This window comes from Marinomonas alcarazii, from assembly GCF_003208215.1.
Classification (GTDB): Bacteria; Pseudomonadota; Gammaproteobacteria; order Pseudomonadales; family Marinomonadaceae; genus Marinomonas; species Marinomonas alcarazii.
This window is the reverse complement of sequence record NZ_QKLW01000007.1, coordinates 129990-150821: the sequence shown is the minus strand read 5'-3', so window position 1 is coordinate 150821 and position 20832 is coordinate 129990. Positions and strand designations below refer to the sequence as shown.

Annotated in this window: 18 protein-coding genes; 12 read left to right on the top strand and 6 right to left on the bottom strand. The window is 45.3% G+C overall.

Translation table 11 applies throughout. The annotated features are described in order from the left end of the window. Positions 1 to 84 precede the first annotated feature (84 nt). Both DFP75_RS14170 and DFP75_RS14165 read right to left on the bottom strand, forming a co-directional pair. A complete protein-coding gene (locus DFP75_RS14170; protein WP_110576705.1) occupies positions 85 to 888 on the bottom strand; it encodes a DUF1338 domain-containing protein in 804 nt (267 codons plus the stop codon). Positions 889 to 1006: 118 nt separating this feature from the next. Further along, positions 1007 to 1876 (bottom strand): LysR family transcriptional regulator, encoded by an 870-nt coding sequence (locus DFP75_RS14165; protein ID WP_110576704.1) that lies wholly within the window; start codon positions 1874 to 1876, stop codon positions 1007 to 1009. Between the two features lie 178 nt (positions 1877 to 2054). Between DFP75_RS14165 and amaB the strand changes: the two genes are divergently transcribed. From amaB to DFP75_RS14105, 12 genes are all read left to right on the top strand, one after another. Further along, on the top strand, positions 2055 to 3599 hold the full coding sequence (amaB, locus tag DFP75_RS14160) for an L-piperidine-6-carboxylate dehydrogenase (protein WP_110576703.1): 1545 nt from the start codon (positions 2055 to 2057) through the stop codon (positions 3597 to 3599). 46 nt (positions 3600 to 3645) lie between these two features. Further along, the gene (locus DFP75_RS14155) at positions 3646 to 4917 is read left to right on the top strand and encodes an NAD(P)/FAD-dependent oxidoreductase (protein WP_110576702.1); all 1272 of its coding nucleotides are present in this window, start codon (positions 3646 to 3648) and stop codon (positions 4915 to 4917) included. A gap of 225 nt (positions 4918 to 5142) precedes the next feature. Next, complete coding sequence (locus DFP75_RS14150) at positions 5143 to 6045, top strand: LysR substrate-binding domain-containing protein (RefSeq protein WP_110576701.1); 903 nt, start codon at positions 5143 to 5145, stop codon at positions 6043 to 6045. 111 nt (positions 6046 to 6156) lie between these two features. After that, the gene (gene gpmI / locus DFP75_RS14145; RefSeq protein ID WP_110576700.1) at positions 6157 to 7686 is read left to right on the top strand and encodes a 2,3-bisphosphoglycerate-independent phosphoglycerate mutase; all 1530 of its coding nucleotides are present in this window, start codon (positions 6157 to 6159) and stop codon (positions 7684 to 7686) included. 7 nt (positions 7687 to 7693) lie between these two features. Beyond that, complete coding sequence (locus DFP75_RS14140; RefSeq protein WP_110576699.1) at positions 7694 to 8833, top strand: murein hydrolase activator EnvC family protein; 1140 nt, start codon at positions 7694 to 7696, stop codon at positions 8831 to 8833. Between the two features lie 51 nt (positions 8834 to 8884). After that, positions 8885 to 10171: a S41 family peptidase gene (locus tag DFP75_RS14135; protein WP_110576698.1), complete on the top strand. Its 1287-nt coding sequence runs from the start codon at positions 8885 to 8887 to the stop codon at positions 10169 to 10171. Positions 10172 to 10214: 43 nt separating this feature from the next. Beyond that, complete coding sequence (locus DFP75_RS14130) at positions 10215 to 11300, top strand: divergent polysaccharide deacetylase family protein (protein WP_245927067.1); 1086 nt, start codon at positions 10215 to 10217, stop codon at positions 11298 to 11300. A gap of 431 nt (positions 11301 to 11731) precedes the next feature. Beyond that, on the top strand, positions 11732 to 12844 hold the full coding sequence (locus DFP75_RS14125; protein WP_110576696.1) for a branched-chain amino acid ABC transporter substrate-binding protein: 1113 nt from the start codon (positions 11732 to 11734) through the stop codon (positions 12842 to 12844). 107 nt (positions 12845 to 12951) lie between these two features. Further along, a complete protein-coding gene (locus DFP75_RS14120; RefSeq protein WP_110576695.1) occupies positions 12952 to 13863 on the top strand; it encodes an ABC transporter permease subunit in 912 nt (303 codons plus the stop codon). Then, complete coding sequence (gene livM / locus DFP75_RS14115) at positions 13864 to 15135, top strand: high-affinity branched-chain amino acid ABC transporter permease LivM (protein WP_110576694.1); 1272 nt, start codon at positions 13864 to 13866, stop codon at positions 15133 to 15135. Next, positions 15132 to 16013 carry an ABC transporter ATP-binding protein gene (locus DFP75_RS14110; protein WP_110576693.1) on the top strand — a complete coding sequence of 294 codons (882 nt, stop codon included), beginning with the start codon at positions 15132 to 15134 and terminating at the stop codon, positions 16011 to 16013. Before livM ends, DFP75_RS14110 begins: the two co-directional genes overlap by 4 nt. Then, the gene (locus DFP75_RS14105) at positions 16010 to 16723 is read left to right on the top strand and encodes an ABC transporter ATP-binding protein (RefSeq protein WP_110576692.1); all 714 of its coding nucleotides are present in this window, start codon (positions 16010 to 16012) and stop codon (positions 16721 to 16723) included. Before DFP75_RS14110 ends, DFP75_RS14105 begins: the two co-directional genes overlap by 4 nt. Before the next feature lie 134 nt (positions 16724 to 16857). Here DFP75_RS14105 and tsaC read toward each other — a convergent pair whose 3' ends face one another. The 4 genes from tsaC to glnL form a co-directional block, all read right to left on the bottom strand. Next, positions 16858 to 17415: an L-threonylcarbamoyladenylate synthase type 1 TsaC gene (tsaC, locus tag DFP75_RS14100; RefSeq protein WP_110576691.1), complete on the bottom strand. Its 558-nt coding sequence runs from the start codon at positions 17413 to 17415 to the stop codon at positions 16858 to 16860. A gap of 155 nt (positions 17416 to 17570) precedes the next feature. Next, positions 17571 to 17951: a DUF3461 family protein gene (locus DFP75_RS14095; protein ID WP_110576690.1), complete on the bottom strand. Its 381-nt coding sequence runs from the start codon at positions 17949 to 17951 to the stop codon at positions 17571 to 17573. Between the two features lie 154 nt (positions 17952 to 18105). Then, on the bottom strand, positions 18106 to 19539 hold the full coding sequence (gene ntrC, locus DFP75_RS14090; RefSeq protein ID WP_110576689.1) for a nitrogen regulation protein NR(I): 1434 nt from the start codon (positions 19537 to 19539) through the stop codon (positions 18106 to 18108). Continuing rightward, complete coding sequence (gene glnL, locus DFP75_RS14085) at positions 19536 to 20621, bottom strand: nitrogen regulation protein NR(II) (protein ID WP_110576688.1); 1086 nt, start codon at positions 20619 to 20621, stop codon at positions 19536 to 19538. Before glnL ends, ntrC begins: the two co-directional genes overlap by 4 nt. Between the last annotated feature and the right edge of the window lie 211 nt (positions 20622 to 20832).

Here is a 20832-nt window from a genome sequence, read left to right as displayed (position 1 = left end):
AGTGACAAAGGTATGATAATACAAGGCTTAGAATGCAAAAACGAGCCACTTGGGCTCGTTGTGTGATGCGGTTTTTCCTGTCAGTTACTTGGTGTTGGTGGAATCAAATATTTTATCGGCGTTGCCTTCGATAAAACTATCAAACAGCACGCCGTTTGGCATGGTGTGACGACGAGCAAATTCATAGAAGCAGCTTGGGATGGTTTTTTGCTTACCATCAGCAAAGGTGTAATCGATCTTGTCTGCCATGGTAGAAGACTGCTCCAAGAAGGAGTCAGGTGTGCCTTTTACTAAACCACCCACTTGGTTTAAAGCGTAACCCTCTTTTAACAATAGGGCGTTGACGTCTTCAATCGTAGGGAATTTTTGTAAGTGGTTAATGCTAACGGTGAAATGGTTGGCTTGTAGTCCCATGGTCGATAACCACGCAGCGTATTCGCTGTGCTCGGCTAGCGTCAGATACTCCGCTTGCGTGGGTGTTTCCCACAGTTTGCCAGCCCAAAAAATGGCGGGAGATTGAACCGCATCACTGGGGATTTGTGCGACAAACTTCGCAATGATGTCTTGACATTCGGTAGGAAGCTCTTCAACCAGCAATTCAGATAGGAACACTTTTGGGGAATCTGCATCGGTTTTATGCTTATAGCAACGAGCCTTTAAGTGTTTGCTCTCGAAAATAAAGGCGCCGTAGGCTTGGTAGCCAAGGGCTTCAAGTTGAGGCTCTAATTTCTCTAATGACACAGGTGAATTATTGAACGTGCGAAAAGCAACGTGGTCATTGAGAACCGTCTCACCGTGGTCTTTAAACAATTGTTGAATGCGATGTGCTTGTGGCGTGACGTCTGTGTAATGATCCCATAAGGATGCGAAAAAATCGGCGGGCTTCATGGAATGCTCCTGAGTTGGAAAATGTTGAAAGAGGTCATCTCTATCGAATAAGACTTACTCTAATCCACTGCTGACAAAAAATGCAAAAGGTAAAAATGCACTGTGTAATGCATAAAAGTTATGCGAGCCGATTTTCTGGCGTGTTCTTGTTCACCAACAATTGCTGTTTTGCAGTCAAAATTGTGTTTATCAGATGCGCGGGAAAACTGCGCTCTTTTTTATGGGCTAAGCCGACGACACGTTTTAGTTTTACATCATTTAATGGCCGTAAACACAGGTCATTACGCCCCCGCGAGGAGTGTTCAGGAATCAGCGAAATGCCTAAACCTGCCGCCACGAGATCCAACGCATACTCTTCTGTTTTTACCTGAGCACGAACGTCGGTAGTGAGTTCTTGTTTTTGCATTAAGTAGTTCCATGATTCCAAAATGTCGCATGGCGTTCGGGAAATAAAGGGTTGCTTGTCGATCTGTTTAATGGATAGCGAAGGAAAGTCTGCCAACCAATGATCCAATGGCATGGCGATGACATAGTCATCTTCCCAAAGGGGATAAAACACGTCTTCTTCACTGGTGTAGCGATGGCAGGTAAAACGCAAGTCGGCACTTTCTGATTCATCAACCAGTTTTAAAGTCAGTCCATGCACTTCATCAAGCATGGTTTTGATCACCTGACTGATCAGCGCACCCGACAAAAAAGGCGTGAGAGAAATAGACAAGGCAAGTGGGGCGGGTGTGTCTGTAAATAAGCTGCGCATTGCACTGAGATCGCTGACCATTTTACAGGCGTAAGGATAAAGCTGTGAGCCGCTGTCGGTTGGGGAAACACCTTTCGAATGGCGAACAAAGAGTTTGGTATTTAAATCATCTTCTAATTGCGACATCGTGGTCGATATAGACGGTTGTGCCACAAAGCAGCGTTTAGCGGCGGCGCTTAGGCTGCGCTCTTCGTAAACGGCAATAAAATAACGTAATGATCGTATGTCCATCGTTATGCTCTTTTGTGAGTGATCTCAGCGTTCTCCATCAATATACCTATAGAGGAATAATCTTGCCATAGGAAAAAACTAGACCTCCGGCAGAAAAACGGTATTTCTTATTTAGGATTGAGCTGGTTATGGTGTTGGTAGATAGACATCAATACATACATCAATCTTAGAGGTTCATATGTCACTTACTTGCTTAGAAACACTGGGTGTAAATACGTTAAAACAAGGCGACACTTTCTACAGCGTATTAACGGGTAACACCCTTGCTTTGGGGGAAGGCAGTACGTTTTCCGCCCACAGCCCCATTGATGGCGCGACATTGTCTACGTTTAACAATGCGACACCAGCACAGCTAGACAAAGTAAATGCGGAACTAAAAGACGCATTTAAAGTATTGCGTACCATTCCTGCGCCACGTCGTGGTGAACTAGTACGCCGTATTGGCGAAGAAGCGCGTAAGTATAAGCATGAATTGGCGCAAGTGATCTCTTTGGAAGCGGGCAAAATCGTTCCTGAGGCTTTGGGTGAAGTGCAAGAGTGGATTGACGTATGTGATTTCGCCGTTGGTCAATCGCGTATGTTGCATGGTTTGTCCATTGTATCTGAGCGTCCTGGTCACCGCATGATGGAACAATGGCAGCCATTGGGCCCTGTGGCCGTTATTACGGCGTTTAACTTCCCGATGGCGGTTTGGGCGTGGAACACCATGTTGGGTTTGGTTTGTGGTGATCCTGTATTGTTAAAACCTTCTGAAAAAGCGCCATTATGTGCGTTGGCTATGTATCAAATTGCGCAGAATGTGATTGCTGATATGCCTGATATTCCAAAAGCGTCAGTGTCTGTAATGATTGGTGATCGTGATTTAGGTGAAGCGATTTCAGCAAGCGAGACTTTCCCACTGGTGTCTGCGACCGGTTCGACAGCAATGGGGCGCGCGGTTGCTAAAACGGTGGCGGGTCGCCTAGGTCGTTCTTTGCTAGAGCTTGGCGGCAATAATGCGATGATCGTGTCGGATACAGCGGATCTAGATCTTGCGCTACGTGCGATTGTTTTTTCTGCGGCAGGTACGGCTGGTCAACGCTGTACGACACTGCGCCGCTTGATTACCCATGAAGCCATTGTTGATGGTTTGGTCGAACGATTGGCTAAGTCTTATGGCTCCCTGCGTATTGGTAATCCATTAAACGACGGCATCTTAGTTGGGCCTTTGGTTGATGAAGGCAGTTTTAATCGAATGCAAGCGGCGCTAGAAACAGCTAAAACACAAGGTGGGGAAATTATCTGTGGTGGCGAGCGTGTGACGGAAGGCGTTCCTGCTGGTGGCTTTTATGTGCAACCAGCCATTGTTCGTATTGCCCACGATGCGCCAATTGTGCATGAAGAAACCTTTGCTCCTATTTTGTATGTGCTGACTTATAAGACCTTTGACGAAGCCATTGAAATTCAAAACGAAGTGCCACAGGGCCTGTCTTCTGCTGTGTTCACAGAGAGCATGCGCGAAGCAGAATTATTCATGTCTCCAGCGGGTTCAGACTGCGGTATTGCCAATGTGAATATTGGTACATCTGGTGCTGAGATAGGTGGTGCGTTTGGTGGTGAAAAAGAAACCGGTGGCGGTCGTGAGTCTGGTTCTGATGCGTGGCGAAACTACATGCGTCGCACCACCAATACGGTGAATTACGGTGGTGACTTGCCTTTGGCACAGGGAATTGTTTTCGAATAATTTTTAAGGTCTATGGGTTTTGTCTAGTGTCCAATGAGGTCATTTTATGTCTGATAAAGTCTGCAACTCTTTATGGCGTGCCAGTGCTCCTGATGCGCCTTCATTAACGCCTTTAGAGGGTCGTGTCGCTGTTGAGGTAGTGATCGTTGGCGCGGGCTTTACTGGTCTTTCGGCTGCTTTGCATTTGGCTAAATTCGGTGTTTCTGTTGCTGTTGTGGAAGCGCAAGAAGTCGGCTTTGGTGGCTCTGGGCGAAATGTTGGCCTAGCGAATGCCGGTGTTTGGTTAGAGCCAGATCAGTTAGACAAAACCCTTGGTGCCGACGCGGGTAATGTGATGTACAAAGCATTGGCCGCAGCGCCAGACTTTGTCTACAGGCTGATTCAAGAATACGACATCCAATGCGAACCTGTGCGTAACGGCACCTTGCACGCAGGTGTAGGGAAAAGCGGTTTGGCTCAGTTACAGCGCCGTTATGAACAAATGATGAAACGTGGCGCGCCCGTTCAGCTGTTGGGTGCTGCAGAAGCCCAAGCTCGAATTGGCTCCAGTAAATTTAACTCGGCGTTATTTGACCCAAGAGCGGGAACGATTCAGCCTTTGGCTTATGCCCGTGGGTTGGCTGATGCAGCGTTAAAGGAAGGGGCGAAGCTGTTTGATCAGTCGCCTGTGAGCAAAATAGAACCTTCGGAAAATGGTTGGATCTTGTATACAGAGAAAGGGCAGGTGCATGCCGAAAAAGTGATTTTGGCGACCAATGCTTACTCTGAATTTGGGGTGAAGGAGCAAGCCCGCAAATTTGTGCCTATCTTTTATTCTCAATTAGCCAGTAAACCCCTAAGTGATGCCCAATTAGCCAGCGTATTACCAAACAAAGAAGGCGTTTGGGATACTTGTACCGTGATGAGTTCTTTCCGCTTGGATCAACAAGGCCGGTTAGTGTTTGGCGGTATGGGAGGCGAAGGCGGTGCTCATTCAAACTGGGCGACTCAGCGCGTCACCGAATTATTCCCGATTTTGAATAAAGTGGAATGGGATTATTGCTGGGCAGGAAAGATCGCTTACAGTGAAGATCACTTACCTCATTGTCAGCAGCTACAGAAAGGGCTATTTAGTGTGGCGGGCTACAGTGGTCGCGGTATTGGGCCAGGAACTGTGGTCGGCGCAGAGTTGGCTGAATGGCTATCGGGACGAAGAGAACGTTTGTCTATCCCAATGACATTGCTCAGAGATATTTCATTTCGGGAACTGAAGCGTCTGTTTTATGAAGTAGGGGCGCATACTTATCATCTTGGACAGCAGTCGCACGCTTTGGATTAGAATGATTACTGCGCTCGCCACATCATTTGTCTTGGTGTCGTTCGCTACAGGGTAAATGTTTCGGTTAGTTCGGTGATTAAGTAAGTTTACTGTGATGAACTATATACGGCAAAACGCATCTTTATGGTGCGTTTTTTGTTTTTCTGGTTGGGAATCAGTGTGATATGAGATAGAGTTATTCTCTTCTTGTTTTTACTTTCTTTATTGTGAGCGAGCAACGTCTAGATGCGCCGTTATATACCATCGTCAACAGCGTTAAAATGCTTCGAAGCGTCTGTCAGACACTTAAGTTTTACTAAGGCGGCAGAAGAGTTGCACCTTACGCAGAGTGCTGTCAGTCGACAAATCCGTAACCTTGAAGAGTTTTTGTCGCGAGATTTATTTATTCGCCTCAACAAACGCTTGGTGCTAACCGGAACGGGCGCGGCTTATTACAAAGAAGTCGTGCCTTTACTTGATGGTATGGAAAACGCCTGTTTGCGAATGCTGCATCGGGAAGATGAAAAAACCACATTAACGATATCGGCGTTGCCGACCTTGGCCTCCTATTGGTTGATGCCGCTGTTGGCTGAGTTCCAAACCGCCCATCCACAATTTCAAATCAAAGTACGCTCACTGGACGACGCCGCGAAAATAGATCCTGAAAGCATCGATATTATTTTGCATTACGGCGGTGATCATTGGCCTAGAGCGATTTCCCATCAGCTAATGAAGGAAAAAGTCATCGCAGTTTGCTCAACCGAACTATTGAACAGAATGGGTGACAAGCCTTTTGATGCTTGGAAAGTCGAAGACGTGACGACTTTTCCATTTTTGCATTTATCGTCTCGTATTAATGCGTGGCCAGATTGGATGGTTGCCCAAGGTTTGGAAAGTGGTTCTTTTGCCGGTGCTTCTTTTGCACATTTTCACATGTTGCTTGAAGCGGCTAAAAACAGCATGGGTATTGCGATTATGCCAAGTGTATTGGCTGAACGTAGCCTTAAAAATGGCGAGCTGGTGGCGCCTTTTGGTAACGCGGTTTCGACGCCACATGAATACCTTTTATCGTATCCAGTGGATAAAGCCGACCTTGAGCAAGTGGTGGTTTTCCGAGACTGGTTATTAGCTAAGCGAAATCAGCCTTAGCGACTCATTAGTAAAATTAATAGTCTGAATAGTTGTGCTGCTCTGTAATTAAATTACAAGCCTGTGGTAGTATCGAGGCATAGTCATGAGCCATTTACGGGATAGATTAACATGAACAAAAAAACCACCGCTCTCTTTATTCTTGATGGATGGGGATACAGTGAAACGTCTAAATCCAACGCCATTGCTGCTGCGAACACGCCTAACTGGGACGCGCTTTGGAATAATCAGCCACACACTTTGATTAAAACGTCTGGTCTTGCGGTGGGTTTACCCGAAGGCCAAATGGGTAATTCTGAAGTTGGGCACATGAATTTAGGCGCAGGCCGCGTGGTTTACCAAAACTTTACTCGTATCGGTAAAGCCATTGAAGATGGTTCATTTTTTGAAAATGAAGCCCTTGTGAATGCAGTTGATAAAGCGGTTAGTGCGGGCAAAGCTGTGCACGTATTAGGTTTGCTTTCTAATGGTGGTGTGCATAGTCATCATGAGCAGATCATGGCGATGTGTGAACTCGCTGCCAAACGTGGTGCGAAAGCCGTTTATGTCCATGGTTTTACCGATGGTCGTGATACACCGCCTCGTTCCGCTAAAACGCCAGCGGCTGAGCTAGACGCTAAATTGGCTGAACTGGGCGTTGGCAAAATTGCTACCTTAACGGGTCGTTACTACGCCATGGACCGCGATAACCGTTGGGATCGAGTGCAAACAGCTTATGATGCGATCGTTCTAGGTAAGGGTGAATTCCAAGCCAATACAGCGGAAGAGGCGATTCAGGCGGCTTACGATCGTGACGAAAATGACGAGTTTGTAAAAGCCACTATCGTTGGTGAGTCCGCTCCAGTACAAGATGGTGACGCCATTATTTTTGCTAACTTCCGTCCTGACCGCGCTCGTCAATTAACCCGCGCTTTTACTGATGATGGTTTTGATGGCTTCACTCGTGCGGTTTATCCAAAACTGGCGTCTTTTGTGACCTTTACCGAGTTTGCTTCTGATATTAAAGCCGATGTGGCGTTCCCTCCTGTGGCTTTGACAAACACCTTGGGTGAAGTCTTGGCGAAGCATAATAAAAAGCAATTACGTATCGCCGAAACGGAAAAATACGCACATGTGACGTTTTTCTTTAATGGTGGTGAAGAGGCGTTGTTTGAGGGTGAAGAGCGTGAGTTGATCCCATCTCCAAATGTGGCAACTTACGATTTAAAACCAGAAATGAGCGCTCCAGAAGTCACAGACAAGCTGGTAGAAGTGATCGAAGCGGGTAAATACGACACGATCATTTGCAACTTTGCCAATGGCGACATGGTTGGTCACAGTGGTATTTTCGAAGCGGCGGTTAAGGCGGTTGAAGCGGTTGATGCTTGTTTAGGTCGTATTATTGACGCTCTGAAAGTAAACGGTGGCCAATGCTTGATTACTGCCGATCATGGCAACGTTGAGCAAATGTTAAGTGATGATGGCGCTCAGCCGCTGACTTCTCATACGATTGGCCCTGTGCCTTTGGTTTTGTACTCTCCGACTCAAGGCTTGGGCATTAAAGAAGGCGCATTGTGTGACCTTGCTCCGACCTTGCTGGATATGATGGGGATGGAAAAACCTGCTGAGATGACAGGTGTCAGCTTGCTGACACGAGCATGAGGCAAGAATGATTGTATTATTCCGCTATCTTTTTTTGAGCTTATTCCTGTTGTCCAGCGTTAGCTGGGCGGCAGGTGAACCTCAAACGCCAGAAGAAGCCAAACAGCAGATTCAGGCTTTACAGAAAGATCTGAAAAAGCTGAACAACTGGCTAAAAGAGATAAAATCTGAGCGATCAGATGTGGAGAAACAGCTCGAAGGTAAAGAAAAAGAGATCCAAGAGCTGCTGAAAAAGATCCAAAATATCCAAGAAAGTCTCAAAAAAGGTGAGAAACAGCTGGGGGAACTAAGAGTCCAACAGCAGTCACTGCAGCTGAGCATTCAGCAACAAAATGAACAAATAGCCGCCCAATTGAGGGCGGTTTATCGTTCCGGCAATGAAGAAAGTATCAAGCTGCTTCTAAATGGTGACAGTTCAGAAGACTCTCAGCGTTTGGTGCAATACAACCGTTACTTTTCTAACGCTCGACAATCGCTTATTAATGGTTTTGTGACCGAAGTGAGTGATTTAAATTTGGTCGAAAAAAGCATTCGCAGTCATAGAGCCCAACAAGCCAAAGAAGAAGCCGAGCTTGTGGCGGAGCGCAATCGATTGACGAGTCAGCAGGCGGATCGACGCGAATTACTGGCTAAGTTAGACAAAGATTTGGCTACGGGTGATAAACGCGCCAAGCAATTGGTACAAGACCAGAAAAACTTACAAGAAATGTTGCAGCGCTTAGAAGAGGCGCTGGCAGACATTCAGATTCCAGATCAGGATGTGCCTTTCTCATCGCAACGGGGCAAGTTGGTTCGCCCTTTAAAAACACTGTCTGAATTAGCAAGTAATGGCAGCATCAACTTAGGTGGTGTGACATTACGAGCCAAAGAAGGCGAGCCTGTACACGCCATATTCTCCGGTCGAGTTGTTTTCTCTGATTGGATGCGAGGGTTTGGCTTTTTGCTTATTTTAGATCATGGTGACGGTTACATGTCATTATATGGTTACAATCAAAGCCTACTAAAAGAAGTTGGCGAATGGGTTGGCGCTAACGATACTGTGGCGATGGCTGGCAGTACGGGTGGACGACCAGATACCGCATTATTTTTTGCTATTCGACATAACGGCACACCATTAAAACCTCTTTCTTGGGTAAGAGCTGGGTGATTTTTTACACAACAGACAAACGCGCCCTGGTAATCAGTGATAGGAATGATCATGAACAATACTTTGCGTAGACAGGTTTCTTTTATTTTCATCGCGTTATTGGCCCAGCCTGTTTTTGCTGCGCAAACGACTGAACAAAGTCAGAAAGAGTCTAAGCTGCCCAGTGCTGAGATACAGTCTTTTGTCGAAACCTTTGAAACCATCAGAGAAGGTTATGTAGAAGAGATGTCGGATCAAGACATCCTAAATAAAGCCTTAAAAGGAATGGTGTCCGGTCTTGACCCGCATTCTGAGTATTTCACCAAAGAAGAATTGGTCGATTTCAACGAGCTCACGTCTGGTAATTATGCCGGCATTGGTGTTGAGGTCGAAATGAAAGACAAACGTTTGACTATTGTTGCGCCAGTTGACGGTTCAGCAGCCGCAGAAGCAGGTATCTTGCCGGGCGATGTGATCATTAAGATTGATGACACCCTTATTACTGATCTTGGCATGCAGGATATTGTTACCATGATGCGTGGTGAAATCGGCAGCAGTGTAACCCTAGACATTGAGCGTGATGGCGAAATTAAGCACTTTGAACTTGTGCGTCAGCTTGTAGAAGACGCCAGTGTGACGGATAAATGGTTAGGCGATGGTATTGCGTACTTTCGTATTAGCCAATTTCAAGGCGACAGCAGCGAAGAGTTCCAACTTGCTATTGAGAAGCTGAAAAAAGAAAACAAGATTCAGGGTGTGGTTTTAGACTTACGTAATAATCCTGGCGGTGTGTTACAAAGCGCTGTCGGGGTTGTCGATGCTTTTATTGATAAAGGTATGATCGTTTACACCAATGGCCGCCACGACATGTCCAAGAGCCAATTCACGGCAACAGAGAAGAACACCACGTTGGCTAATATTCCGCTTGTGGTGCTGGTAAACGAGGGTTCTGCCTCTGCATCTGAGATTGTCGCTGGCGCCTTACAGGATCATCAGCGGGCGGTGATTATGGGCACAGAAACCTTTGGGAAAGGCTCTGTTCAAACTGTGGTTCCGCTATCAAATGGCGATGCGGTAAAGCTGACCACTGCGCTTTACTACACGCCAAACGGTCGCTCGATTCAAGCTCAAGGCATTACGCCGGATCTAGTCGTACCACAGGCAACTTTGACGTTCGATAAAGGGCAGTTTTTTGTTAAGGAAGCCGAACTAAAAGGCCATTTAGGAAATGGCACTGGTGGCGAAGAGCGTACCAGCTCCGATGTGCAGTCTGATATTGGGGAACTGGCAAAAACAGATTTCCAACTGTATCAGGCCGTCACTATTTTAAAAACGCTACCTAAGCTCTCGCATAAGTAGCCTTTTGTTGTTTTATAAACGTATTTTTTAGGTAATGGTTCGCTTGGTTAATTTTAAGAATATATTGTCTGTGTTGGTTTGTTCATGGGGCTTGTCTGTCTGGGCAAATGATCCGAGTGAGCTTGTGGTCGAAGACGCCGTGTCCGTTGAAAGCCTGCAAGAAACCTTGGGTGCTGAGGAATCGATTATTTTGCCTGAGCATCTGGGGCCTGTTATCAATACAAACGTATTGGCAGAAGGGGTTGCAGAGGAGGTTGATTCGTCTCCAGCGACAGACGACAGTGCTATCTTATTAGACGCTGGGGAGCCTTGGGTTCCTGCTATTGTGCCATTTTTGGATGCGCCGGACAGGGGTGAAGAAAAAGCCGTACTTGAAGATAGTGAATCCAAATCACTTCCAAAAGCATCGACACCATCCAAAATGTTGGCGGTAGATGTACACCCTAAGATGCCACGAATCGCGATACTCATTGATGACCTGGGTTACAACCGTCATGGTATGGACTCGTCTTTGTTGTTGCCGACTGAGGTAGCGTTAGCGATCTTACCGAGCACTCCTTTTGCTATGCAAACGGCAACGTCTGCACAAAAGCAAAAACGTATTACGCTTTTACATGCCCCTATGGAGAATCAACGAGAGTTGAAGCTTGGCCCCGGTGGTTTGTATGCCAAGATGACAGAAGAGGAATTAAAAGCAACGCTGAGCAAAGACCTAGATGGTTTGCCCGGCATCCAAGGGGTGAACAACCACATGGGAAGTTTGTTAACCACTAAGGCGGATTCGATGGCGTGGGTGATGGAAACGCTGAAAAGCCGATCTTTATTTTTTATCGACAGCCTAACCAGTCCGAAAAGCGTTGCTAAGAAAACGGCGCAAGAGTACGGCTTAGCTACCGTGAGCAGAGATGTGTTCTTGGACAACATTCGCACCGAGGCAGCCATTGATAAGCAGTTTACACGCTTACTCAAGCTTGCCAGAAAGCACGGCAGTGCGTTGGCGATTGGGCATCCTTACCCAGAGACTATGTCTTATCTTAAGAAACGACTATCTCATTTGGAGCATGATGGTGTGCTTCTCGTACCGCTGTCTTCTTTGCTAGTGTCTTCTAAGGACACCGCTGACAATTAAATTTTTTTATTTGGTTGGCGTATTGTCGTCATAAATGAAAAGAAAAGGGCGACTTGTTATTACTTCTGCTTTGTATCAGCTATTCGTTATGTGCATATCTGACGCTGTTTTGCTCTCGTTTAGTGCGTCTATTGATCATCTTTTGTTCACCTATAGTGAAAAATCCTTTTCCGATAAAATAATTTAGTGATTAATTTTGCTTATATTTTTTAATTCAGCGTTTAATTCGATATATTTGTACAATTTATGTGCACTACTATTGACCAAAGATTGTGGTGATATTAATGTGTAGCCATATTACGGTGCACATTTTTTGAATAGTTGCCGTATTAAGTTCCATAATTTATTCATTTTCTATAGAAAAAATTGTTGGAACGCTTCTTGCTTTTGAATAATAACGATAAATCACAAAACGAATAGAGGCTTTTCTTATGTCAAATGCGGTTATTAGAAAAACATTGATTTCTCTTGCGGTTGCTGGTGCTGCGACACTGGCTCAAGCGGATGTAGTAATTGGTGTAGCGGGTCCTCATACAGGAGCATACGCAGCGTTCGGTGAGCAATTGTGGAAAGGGGCTGAAAAAGCAGCCATGGATATTAACGCTGCAGGCGGTATCAATGGTGAAATGATTAAGCTTGTAAAAGCGGATGATGCTTGTGAACCAAAGCAAGCCGTTTCTATTGCTAACCGTCTAGTTGACTCTGATGATGCATTGGCTGTAGTTGGGCATTTCTGTTCGTCCTCTTCTATTCCAGCGTCAAAAATCTACGAAGAAGCGGGTGTTATCATGGTAACGCCAGCCTCAACGAACCCAACGCTTACCGATCAAGGATTACCAAACGTTTTCCGTGTATGTGGTCGTGATGACCAACAAGGCGATGTGGCAGCAAGCTATATTGTCGATAAACTAAACGCAAAACGCGTAGCCGTTATTCATGATAAAGACACCTATGGTAAAGGTCTTGCGGATGCCATGAAGGCAACGCTTAACTCATATGGCGTAAAAGAAGTCATGTATGAAGGTTTGACTCGTGGCGAGAAAGACTTCAACGCCTTGATCACTAAGATTCGTTCTGTAGACGCAGATGTTGTCTATTTCGGTGGTCTTCACTCTGAAGCTGGTCCATTAGTTCGCCAGTTACGTGAGCAAGGTTCGAAAGCCATCTTCATTTCTGGTGATGGTATCGTATCCGATGAGTTTGTTTCTGTTGCCGGTTCTCCTGAATACGTAGACGGAGTACTGATGACATTTGGTGCGCCACCAACTTCTTACCCATCAGGCAAAAAAGTTATCCAAGAATTCCGTGACAGCGGTTATGAGCCAGAAGGTTACACTCTGTACTCTTATACAGCGATGCAAGTGGCTGTTGCGGCTCTAGCTAACAACAACTTAGACCCAATCAAGGGAGCTGAGTGGTTGAAATCTCATTCTATCGATACCGTAATGGGTAAGAAAGACTTTGATGATAAAGGCGATTTGACGGTTTCTGATTACGTTATGTATGAGTGGGACGGTCAAGGAAAATATAACGTAGTAGAATAATTTCTATTTCGTTTTTACATTTCAGTAATTACCTACACATGTTTACCGGCCAGGGATCGCGCTGGTAAACATGCTCTCTATATTAAAAATTCCCACGAGGTCTTACGATGGATATCGTTCTCCAGCAGCTGGTAAACGGTCTTACCCTTGGTTCAGTATATGGACTCATTGCGATCGGTTACACCATGGTGTATGGCATTATAGGCATGATTAACTTCGCCCATGGCGATGTATACATGGTGTCGGCTTATATCACCGCTATTGCTATTGCGATTTTAACATTTTTCGGTATCGAATCTTTTCCTATCATTATTGTTGGTACGTTGTTTCTTACCGTTGCTGTAACGGGAGCCTATGGCTGGGTGATCGAACGTATCGCTTATCGTCCATTAAGAAGCTCTAGTCGTTTGGCAGTATTGATTTCCGCAATCGGTATGTCGCTGATCTTGCAAAACTACGTTCAATTGAGTCAGGGGGCGAACCAACAGGGTGTTCCAACTCTATTGACCGGTGCTATCCGCTTTTCAGTCGGTGATGGTTTTGTACAAATCACTTATATGAAATTGTTTATTTTGTTCGTTTCCCTGTTGGGCATGGGCATTTTGACGTATGTGATTCAAAAAACGAAATTAGGCCGTATGTGTCGAGCGACTCAGCAAGACAGAAAGATGGCGTCTATTTTAGGGATCGACACAGACAAGGTGATTTCGACGGTATTCGTTATCGGTGCTGTGATGGCGGCATTAGCGGGTGTCTTGGTGACGCTGGATTATGGCGCATTCGATTTTTACGTTGGCTTTATTATTGGTATCAAGGCTTTTACCGCTGCGGTGCTTGGTGGCATAGGTTCTTTACCTGGCGCTATGTTAGGCGGGTTAATCCTTGGGTTATCTGAAGCTTTGTTTGCTGGGTTGATCAGTTCTGATTATAAAGATGTTTTCTCATTCTCTTTATTAGTTCTCATTTTGATTATTCGCCCAAGTGGCCTTCTAGGCAAACCTGAAGTGGAGAAAGTATAAATGAGCCAAGCAGTTGGAATAAATTTTAAGAAAAGTAGTATTGATGCCTTTATTGCTGGCTTAATGGCATTGGTCTTGTTTGGGCCAATTGTTGGTGTCGTACTAGATGGTTACGGCTTCAATGCTGAGTTTGGGCGAGTCGCCTGGATCGTTGCGATTGTTGCTGTTGGGCGTTTTGTTATGTCCAGTTTTATGCAGACAGAAAAAGGCATAGCTCTGGCTTTTCGTTATGCGAATAACGATGACGGTGTTACGGTTCTACCACCGGGCCATAAATCCAAAATGGTATGGATTATTCCATTGGTCGTTGTAATTGGACTCGTTTTACCTTTTGTCGCATCTAAATACGTATTGACGGTGATTATCCTAGGGTTGATTTACGTCTTGCTGGGCTTGGGTCTCAATATCGTTGTTGGCTTGGCTGGTCTATTGGACTTAGGTTTTGTTGGCTTTTATGCCATCGGTGCTTATGGTCTAGCGCTGGGTTATGAAAACCTTGGGCTTGGCTTTTGGTCAATGTTGCCAATTGCCGCCATAATGGCGGCGGTTGCAGGGGCTATATTGGGTTTTCCTGTACTGCGAATGCATGGCGACTATTTAGCTATTGTGACGCTAGGTTTTGGTGAAATTATTCGTTTGATTTTAACCAACTGGGCTTCTTTCACCCATGGACCAAATGGTGTGTCCGCACCTTTGCCAACCTTCTTTGGTTTGGAGTTTAAGCGTCGATCCAGTGAAGGCACATTCCACGAGTTTTTTAATCTTCCTTATGATTCTGCTTACAAGTACATGTTCATCTACTTGGTGTTGTTCGCAGTAGTATGGGCTGTACTTTTTATCAAGCATCGTCTGGTAAAAATGCCAATTGGCCGTGCATGGGAAGCACTACGTGAAGATGAGATAGCGTGTCGCTCATTAGGTTTAAACCATGTATTGGTGAAGCTTTCTGCTTTCATGATAGGCGCTTCAACAGGTGGTTTAGCCGGTGTATTTTTCGCGACTTACCAAGGTTTTGTGAACCCTTCGTCGTTTACCTTCTTTGAGTCCGCTTTGATTCTAGCGATTGTGGTGTTAGGTGGTATGGGGTCGACATTAGGTGTGGTTATTGCCGCTTTCTGTTTGACAGTATTGCCTGAAATGTTAAGGGAATTCGCAGAATACCGCGTTTTGATGTTTGGTATTCTGATGGTGGTAATGATGATTTGGAAGCCTCGGGGCATTGTTCGTGTAACTAGAACAGGCTTTTCTCCGAAAAAAGGGGTGGCGAAATGAACCAAGAAAATATTTTAGCTGTTGAAAACTTGGTGATGCACTTTGGTGGTATTAAAGCGCTGAATGATGTGACTTTTAATATTAAGCGCGGCTCTGTATCGGCTTTGATTGGGCCGAATGGGGCAGGTAAAACCACAGTGTTTAACTGCCTGACTGGTTTTTATAAAGCCACTGGAGGCAAGATTCAATTGTCTGCTGGCGGTAAAGAAACCAGCATTATTAAAGTGTTGGGTGAACCTTTCAAAGCGACGGACTTTATTTCGCCTGTGGCTTTCGTTTCTCGTCTTAAGTACAAAATGTTCGGCGGATCCCACCTTGTAAATCGTGCAGGCTTGTCGAGAACATTTCAAAATATTCGCTTATTCAAAGAAATGTCAGTGGTTGAGAACTTGTTAGTGGCTCAGCATATGTTAGTGAACCGTAGTTTGGTCGCTGGTATTTTGAATACAAAAGGTTATCAAAAAGCCGAAGAAGAAGCGTTAGAGCGTGCGTTTTATTGGCTGGGTGTTGTAGACCTTGTGGATTCCGCGAACCGCTTGGCGGGTGAGCTTTCATATGGGCAACAGCGTCGCTTAGAAATCGCTCGCGCCATGTGTACGAACCCTGAAATTGTTTGTTTGGATGAGCCAGCAGCGGGTTTGAACCCGTCTGAAACGGAAGCGTTAACTAAGATGATTCGGGTGCTTCGAGACGAGCATAACACGACGGTTCTGTTAATCGAACATGACATGGGGATGGTAATGGACATCTCTGATTACATCGTTGTATTAGACCATGGTGAAGTGATTGCAAAAGGTGGTCCAGATGACATTAAGAGTAATCCAAAAGTTATTGCGGCTTACCTTGGTGCAGAAGAAGGTGAGGAAGTAACACTATGACTACATTGATGCAGTTCAAAGATGTGGATGTTCATTACGGCCCAATTCAAGCGTTAAAAAAAGTTTCATTAACCGTAGATGAAGGTGAAATCGTTACCCTGATTGGTGCGAATGGGGCAGGTAAATCCACTCTGTTGATGTCTATATTTGGGCAGCCTCGAATATCTTCTGGCGAAATCATTTATCGTGGTGAAGATATTTCACAGAAATCAGCGCATTACGTGGCTTCTCATGGTTTGGCGCAATCACCGGAAGGCCGTCGTATTTTCCCTGGCATGACGGTAGAAGAAAACCTATTAATGGGGACCATTCCGATAGGTATGGATCACGCTGAAGAAGACATGCAACGTATGTTTGAGTTGTTCCCTAGGCTGTTGGAGCGTCGTAACCAGCGCGCATCCACTATGTCTGGTGGTGAGCAGCAAATGTTGGCTATTGCACGTGCGCTAATGAGCCGTCCTAAATTGCTTTTATTGGATGAGCCGAGTTTAGGCTTGGCCCCCATTATAGTTAAGCAAATCTTCCAAATTTTGGAAGATGTGGCGAGCACAGGCATGACGATTTTCTTGGTGGAGCAGAATGCCAACCACGCACTAAAACTGGCCAACCGTGGCTATGTTATGGTGAATGGTGAAATTCGTTTAACGGGCACAGGGGCCGAGCTTTTGGTTAACCCTGAAGTGCGTGATGCTTATTTAGGCGGTCATTAAACTCAGTTAAAGTAAGAAAAAAAGCGCGGTGACCAGGTTATAAACAAGGTCACCGCGCTTTTTTATTTTCTATTGTGGATAAAAACTGAGCTTTTACACAATAGATGAGTATATCTATCCGTATTGGGCTTTATTTAAGCTCGAAACAGGGTGTCGGTAAGAATGTCTCTCACTTGTGATGGTTGTGAAGCGCCACCTAATGGCGCGTTGAAAATAGCATCCACTTTGTCACCAAAATACGCATTTACTTCTTCTACGCTCATGGCTGGATCTAGCCCCGCAGGATTAGCCGAAGTCGACACAATGACGCCTTGGTAAGCGGCACACAAACGTTGTACTGGTTGGTGCTGGGAAAGGCGTATGGCCACGCTTTGATGTTCACCTCTCACCCAGTTTGGGGTGATTGTTGTGTCCGGAACCACCCAAGACGTAGGGATCTCGTTCTGGCTGATTAGACGCTCTGATGCGTTGGTATCTAAAGTCTCTAACCACGGTGTGAGTTGGTCTTTTGCGCCAGCGATTAAAATGAGTCCTTTGTATTCTGGACGATCTTTTAGTGTCAGAATTCGCCTGACGGCAGACTCGTTATAAGGATCGCAGCCTAGGCCCCAAACCGCTTCTGTTGGGTAAGCGATGACGCCGCCTTTACGGATAATATCGGCTAATTCTTCGACGCTGTTTATAAGATTCATAGTAATTGGCTTTCGCAAAAGATAAGAGAATAAATAGCGAGAGATTGTAGCGAGATTTTATGAGAGGGGCTAGCTGGTATTGTAATCAAATGGCTGAGCGATAATGAGGTATCACTCAGCCAAAAGAGGGATGTCTGTCAAAGGATCAAGTTGGGTTATTGCATCGACTCGATTTTCACTTTGATTTCGCTAATTTTGCTATTAACGACTTTTTCTAGGTGCTCAAGTTCTTTAATCAGATCTTCTTTTGAAGTCTTGGTTTCGTGTTGTCTACCGACGATTTGCTCAAGCTCTTCCATTGCACGCAATACAATTAAAGACGGTTCTTGTACTTGTCGATAAGTTTGTTGGCCGCCGTCGGCTAATACGGTTTTAGTCGAGCGACCAAATTTGAATTTTTTACTCTTAGGAAGTAACGAACCTTTTTCACGACGGTAATAAATTTTTAAAACATCGTGGCCGCCTTCATAGCGCAAAGTGAATTTTTCAATGTCCTGTATGCTGGTGATACCCATGGACTGAAGTGTTGGATACATAACAGTTTTCCCGTTTATTGATGAACATTTAGTCGTCTTTAATTAGTAGGGGATTGTGTCGGTAAAAGCAAGTCTAAAACACCAGAAAGCTGAGATAATGCAGGCAAATAATAAATCAGTGTGCCTGCATCACTCTTTTCCTAATGAGGATTAATTAATCTTCATCTTGTTCCGCGTGATCAATGTTCAACTCTTTGATTTTTCGGGTTAGCGTATTGCGTCCCCAGCCTAAAAGCAGAGAAGCATCGCGACGGCGGCCGCCAGTATGAGCCAGTGCCGTTTCTATCATAATGCGCTCGAATTTTGGTACGGCTTGATCAAGAATGCCTTTTTGACCCGTTGCGAGCGTGCTGTCTACCCAATTCTTCAGAGCTTCTTCCCATGATGCAAAGGGTTGCTCATGCGGAACCGCTGCGAGCAGTTCAGGTGGTAAGTCTTCTACTAAGACTTCACGTCCTGATGCCATTACAATCAACCAGCGGCAGGTATTTTCTAGCTGTCTAACGTTGCCCGGCCAGTCCAGTTGAGTCAGATAGTTCTCAGTCTCTTTGGTGAGTTGTTTAGGCTCAACGGCAAGCTCTTCAGCAGCACGGCTCAAGAAGTGACGAGCAAGCTTCGGAATGTCTTCTCGACGCTCTGCCAGTTTAGGTAAGTGAATTCGGATGACGTTTAGGCGATGGAACAAATCTTCGCGGAACGACCCTTTCTGTACCAAGCTTTCTAGATTTTGGTGTGTGGCTGCAATAATACGAACATCGACTTTCACTGGGGTGTGTCCACCCACTCGATAGAATTCTCCGTCTGCTAGAACGCGTAATAGGCGCGTTTGAGTTTCCGCTGGCATATCACCAATTTCATCTAGAAACAGAGTACCACCATTGGCTTGTTCAAATCGGCCTCGACGCTGTGTATTAGCGCCGGTAAAGGCGCCTTTTTCATGACCAAATAACTCAGATTCAATTAGGTCATGGGGAATCGCTGCCATGTTTAAGGCGATAAACGGGTTTGCTGCGCGAGGGCTGTGTGTGTGCAGTGCTTGAGCAACCAGCTCTTTACCCGTACCGGATTCACCATTGATCAGCACAGTTATATTAGAATTGGCGAGTCGACCAATCGCACGAAACACTTCCTGCATGGCTGGCGCTTCACCAATAATCTCTTTGTCTACTTGTTGCTCAGCTTCAACTTCCATATCGTCAGTGCTGGGGCGTGCATTGCGGTGATGCAGCATGGCACGTTTGACAAGGCTAACGGCTTCTTCGACATCGAAAGGCTTAGGTAAATATTCAAAAGCGCCACCTTGATATGAGGCCACTGCACTTTCTAAATCTGAATGCGCTGTCATGATAATGACAGGTAAATAAGGGTGGTCTTTCTGAAGCTTTTCAAGCAGCGCCAAACCGTCCATACCCGGCATCCGAATGTCACTGATGATGGCGCTTGGTTGTTCTTTATCGATAAGATTAACGAGGTTTTCAGCAGAATCAAACAAACGACATTGGATTCCTTCTTGTTCTAATGTCTTCTCTAAAACCCAGCGAATAGAGCGATCGTCGTCAACAATCCATACGGTTTCTTCTGGTGTCATGAGTGTTTCTCCTGTTCTTGGACTGTCGTCTCAATGGGTATTAATATATTGAATTCGGTTTTTTGTGGGTAACTGTTGCATTCAATGATCCCGTGATGCTGGTGAATAACGGACTGTGAGATAGACAAGCCTAAACCTGTGCCGTCCGCTCTGCCGCTGACCATGGGATAGAAAAGCGTCTTTAAAATCGCCTCGGGTATACCCGGGCCATTATCGATAATGCTGATTTTGCACACCAAGCGATGGCGCTTGGAACCTATCGTAAATTGTCGCAAAGCACGCGTTACCATATGAATCGTCTTATGGTGATTGTCTTGGTCTTCCATTAGTGCCTGCATGGCGTTGCGAGTGATATTGAGTAACGCTTGTATCAGCTGTGACTCGTCACCGATTAAATCTGGGATACTAGGGTCGTAGTCTCGGATGACTTTAATCTGATTCTCTGTTTCAACCGAAATAAGCTGTCTAACACGCTCAATCACTTTGTGAATGTTGAGAGGTTTGTTTTTTGGCAGCTGTCTTGGCCCTAAGAGACGATCAACGAGATCTCGTAAACGATCAGACTCTTCAATAATGACCTGTGTGTAATCATTTAGAGCTTCATCGGTAAAGGCGCGGCTAATGAGCTGAGCGGCTCCACGAATACCGCCTAAGGGGTTTTTAATTTCATGGGCTAGACCTCGCACAAGCTCTTTACTGCTTTCATGATTCGCAATGAGCTCGTCTTCTTGCGAAATCCGCTTCATTCGATCTCGTGGATATAACTCGATAATCAAGCTTTCTGTATTATTGGTCGTGCCCATAACAGGTGTAACGGTGTAATCGCAGAACAGTTTTTTGTTATTACTGCACTCAATTTCTGCTTCACGTTTTGTGAATGGGTGACCCGATTCAATGGCAGAATACAAAGCTTGAATGCTTTCTTCGTTTTCCCTAAAGGCAACGCTGATGTCGTTGCCATAGATTCGACGACGGCTAACAGCTAACAACATTTCGGCAGCAGGGTTTAAATATTCAATTTGAAGTTGATCGTTTAATTGAACAACAGCAGTGGATAAATGGTCGATTAGTAAACTATACACAGACAGCGCCTCTCTGTTGACTCCTGCTTTTATGACTTTCTTCTAATACAGTTGCAAAAAGCGAACCAACATTGGGCAGCTTTGAGTAGCTTGTTTATTAAGGTTTTTGTCATTTGGATAAAAACATTATGCACCATAATTGTGCGCAATGGTTGTGAGGTTTTTTTTAGGGCAAAAAAAAGCCCTGATTTGTATCAGGGCTTTTCGTATT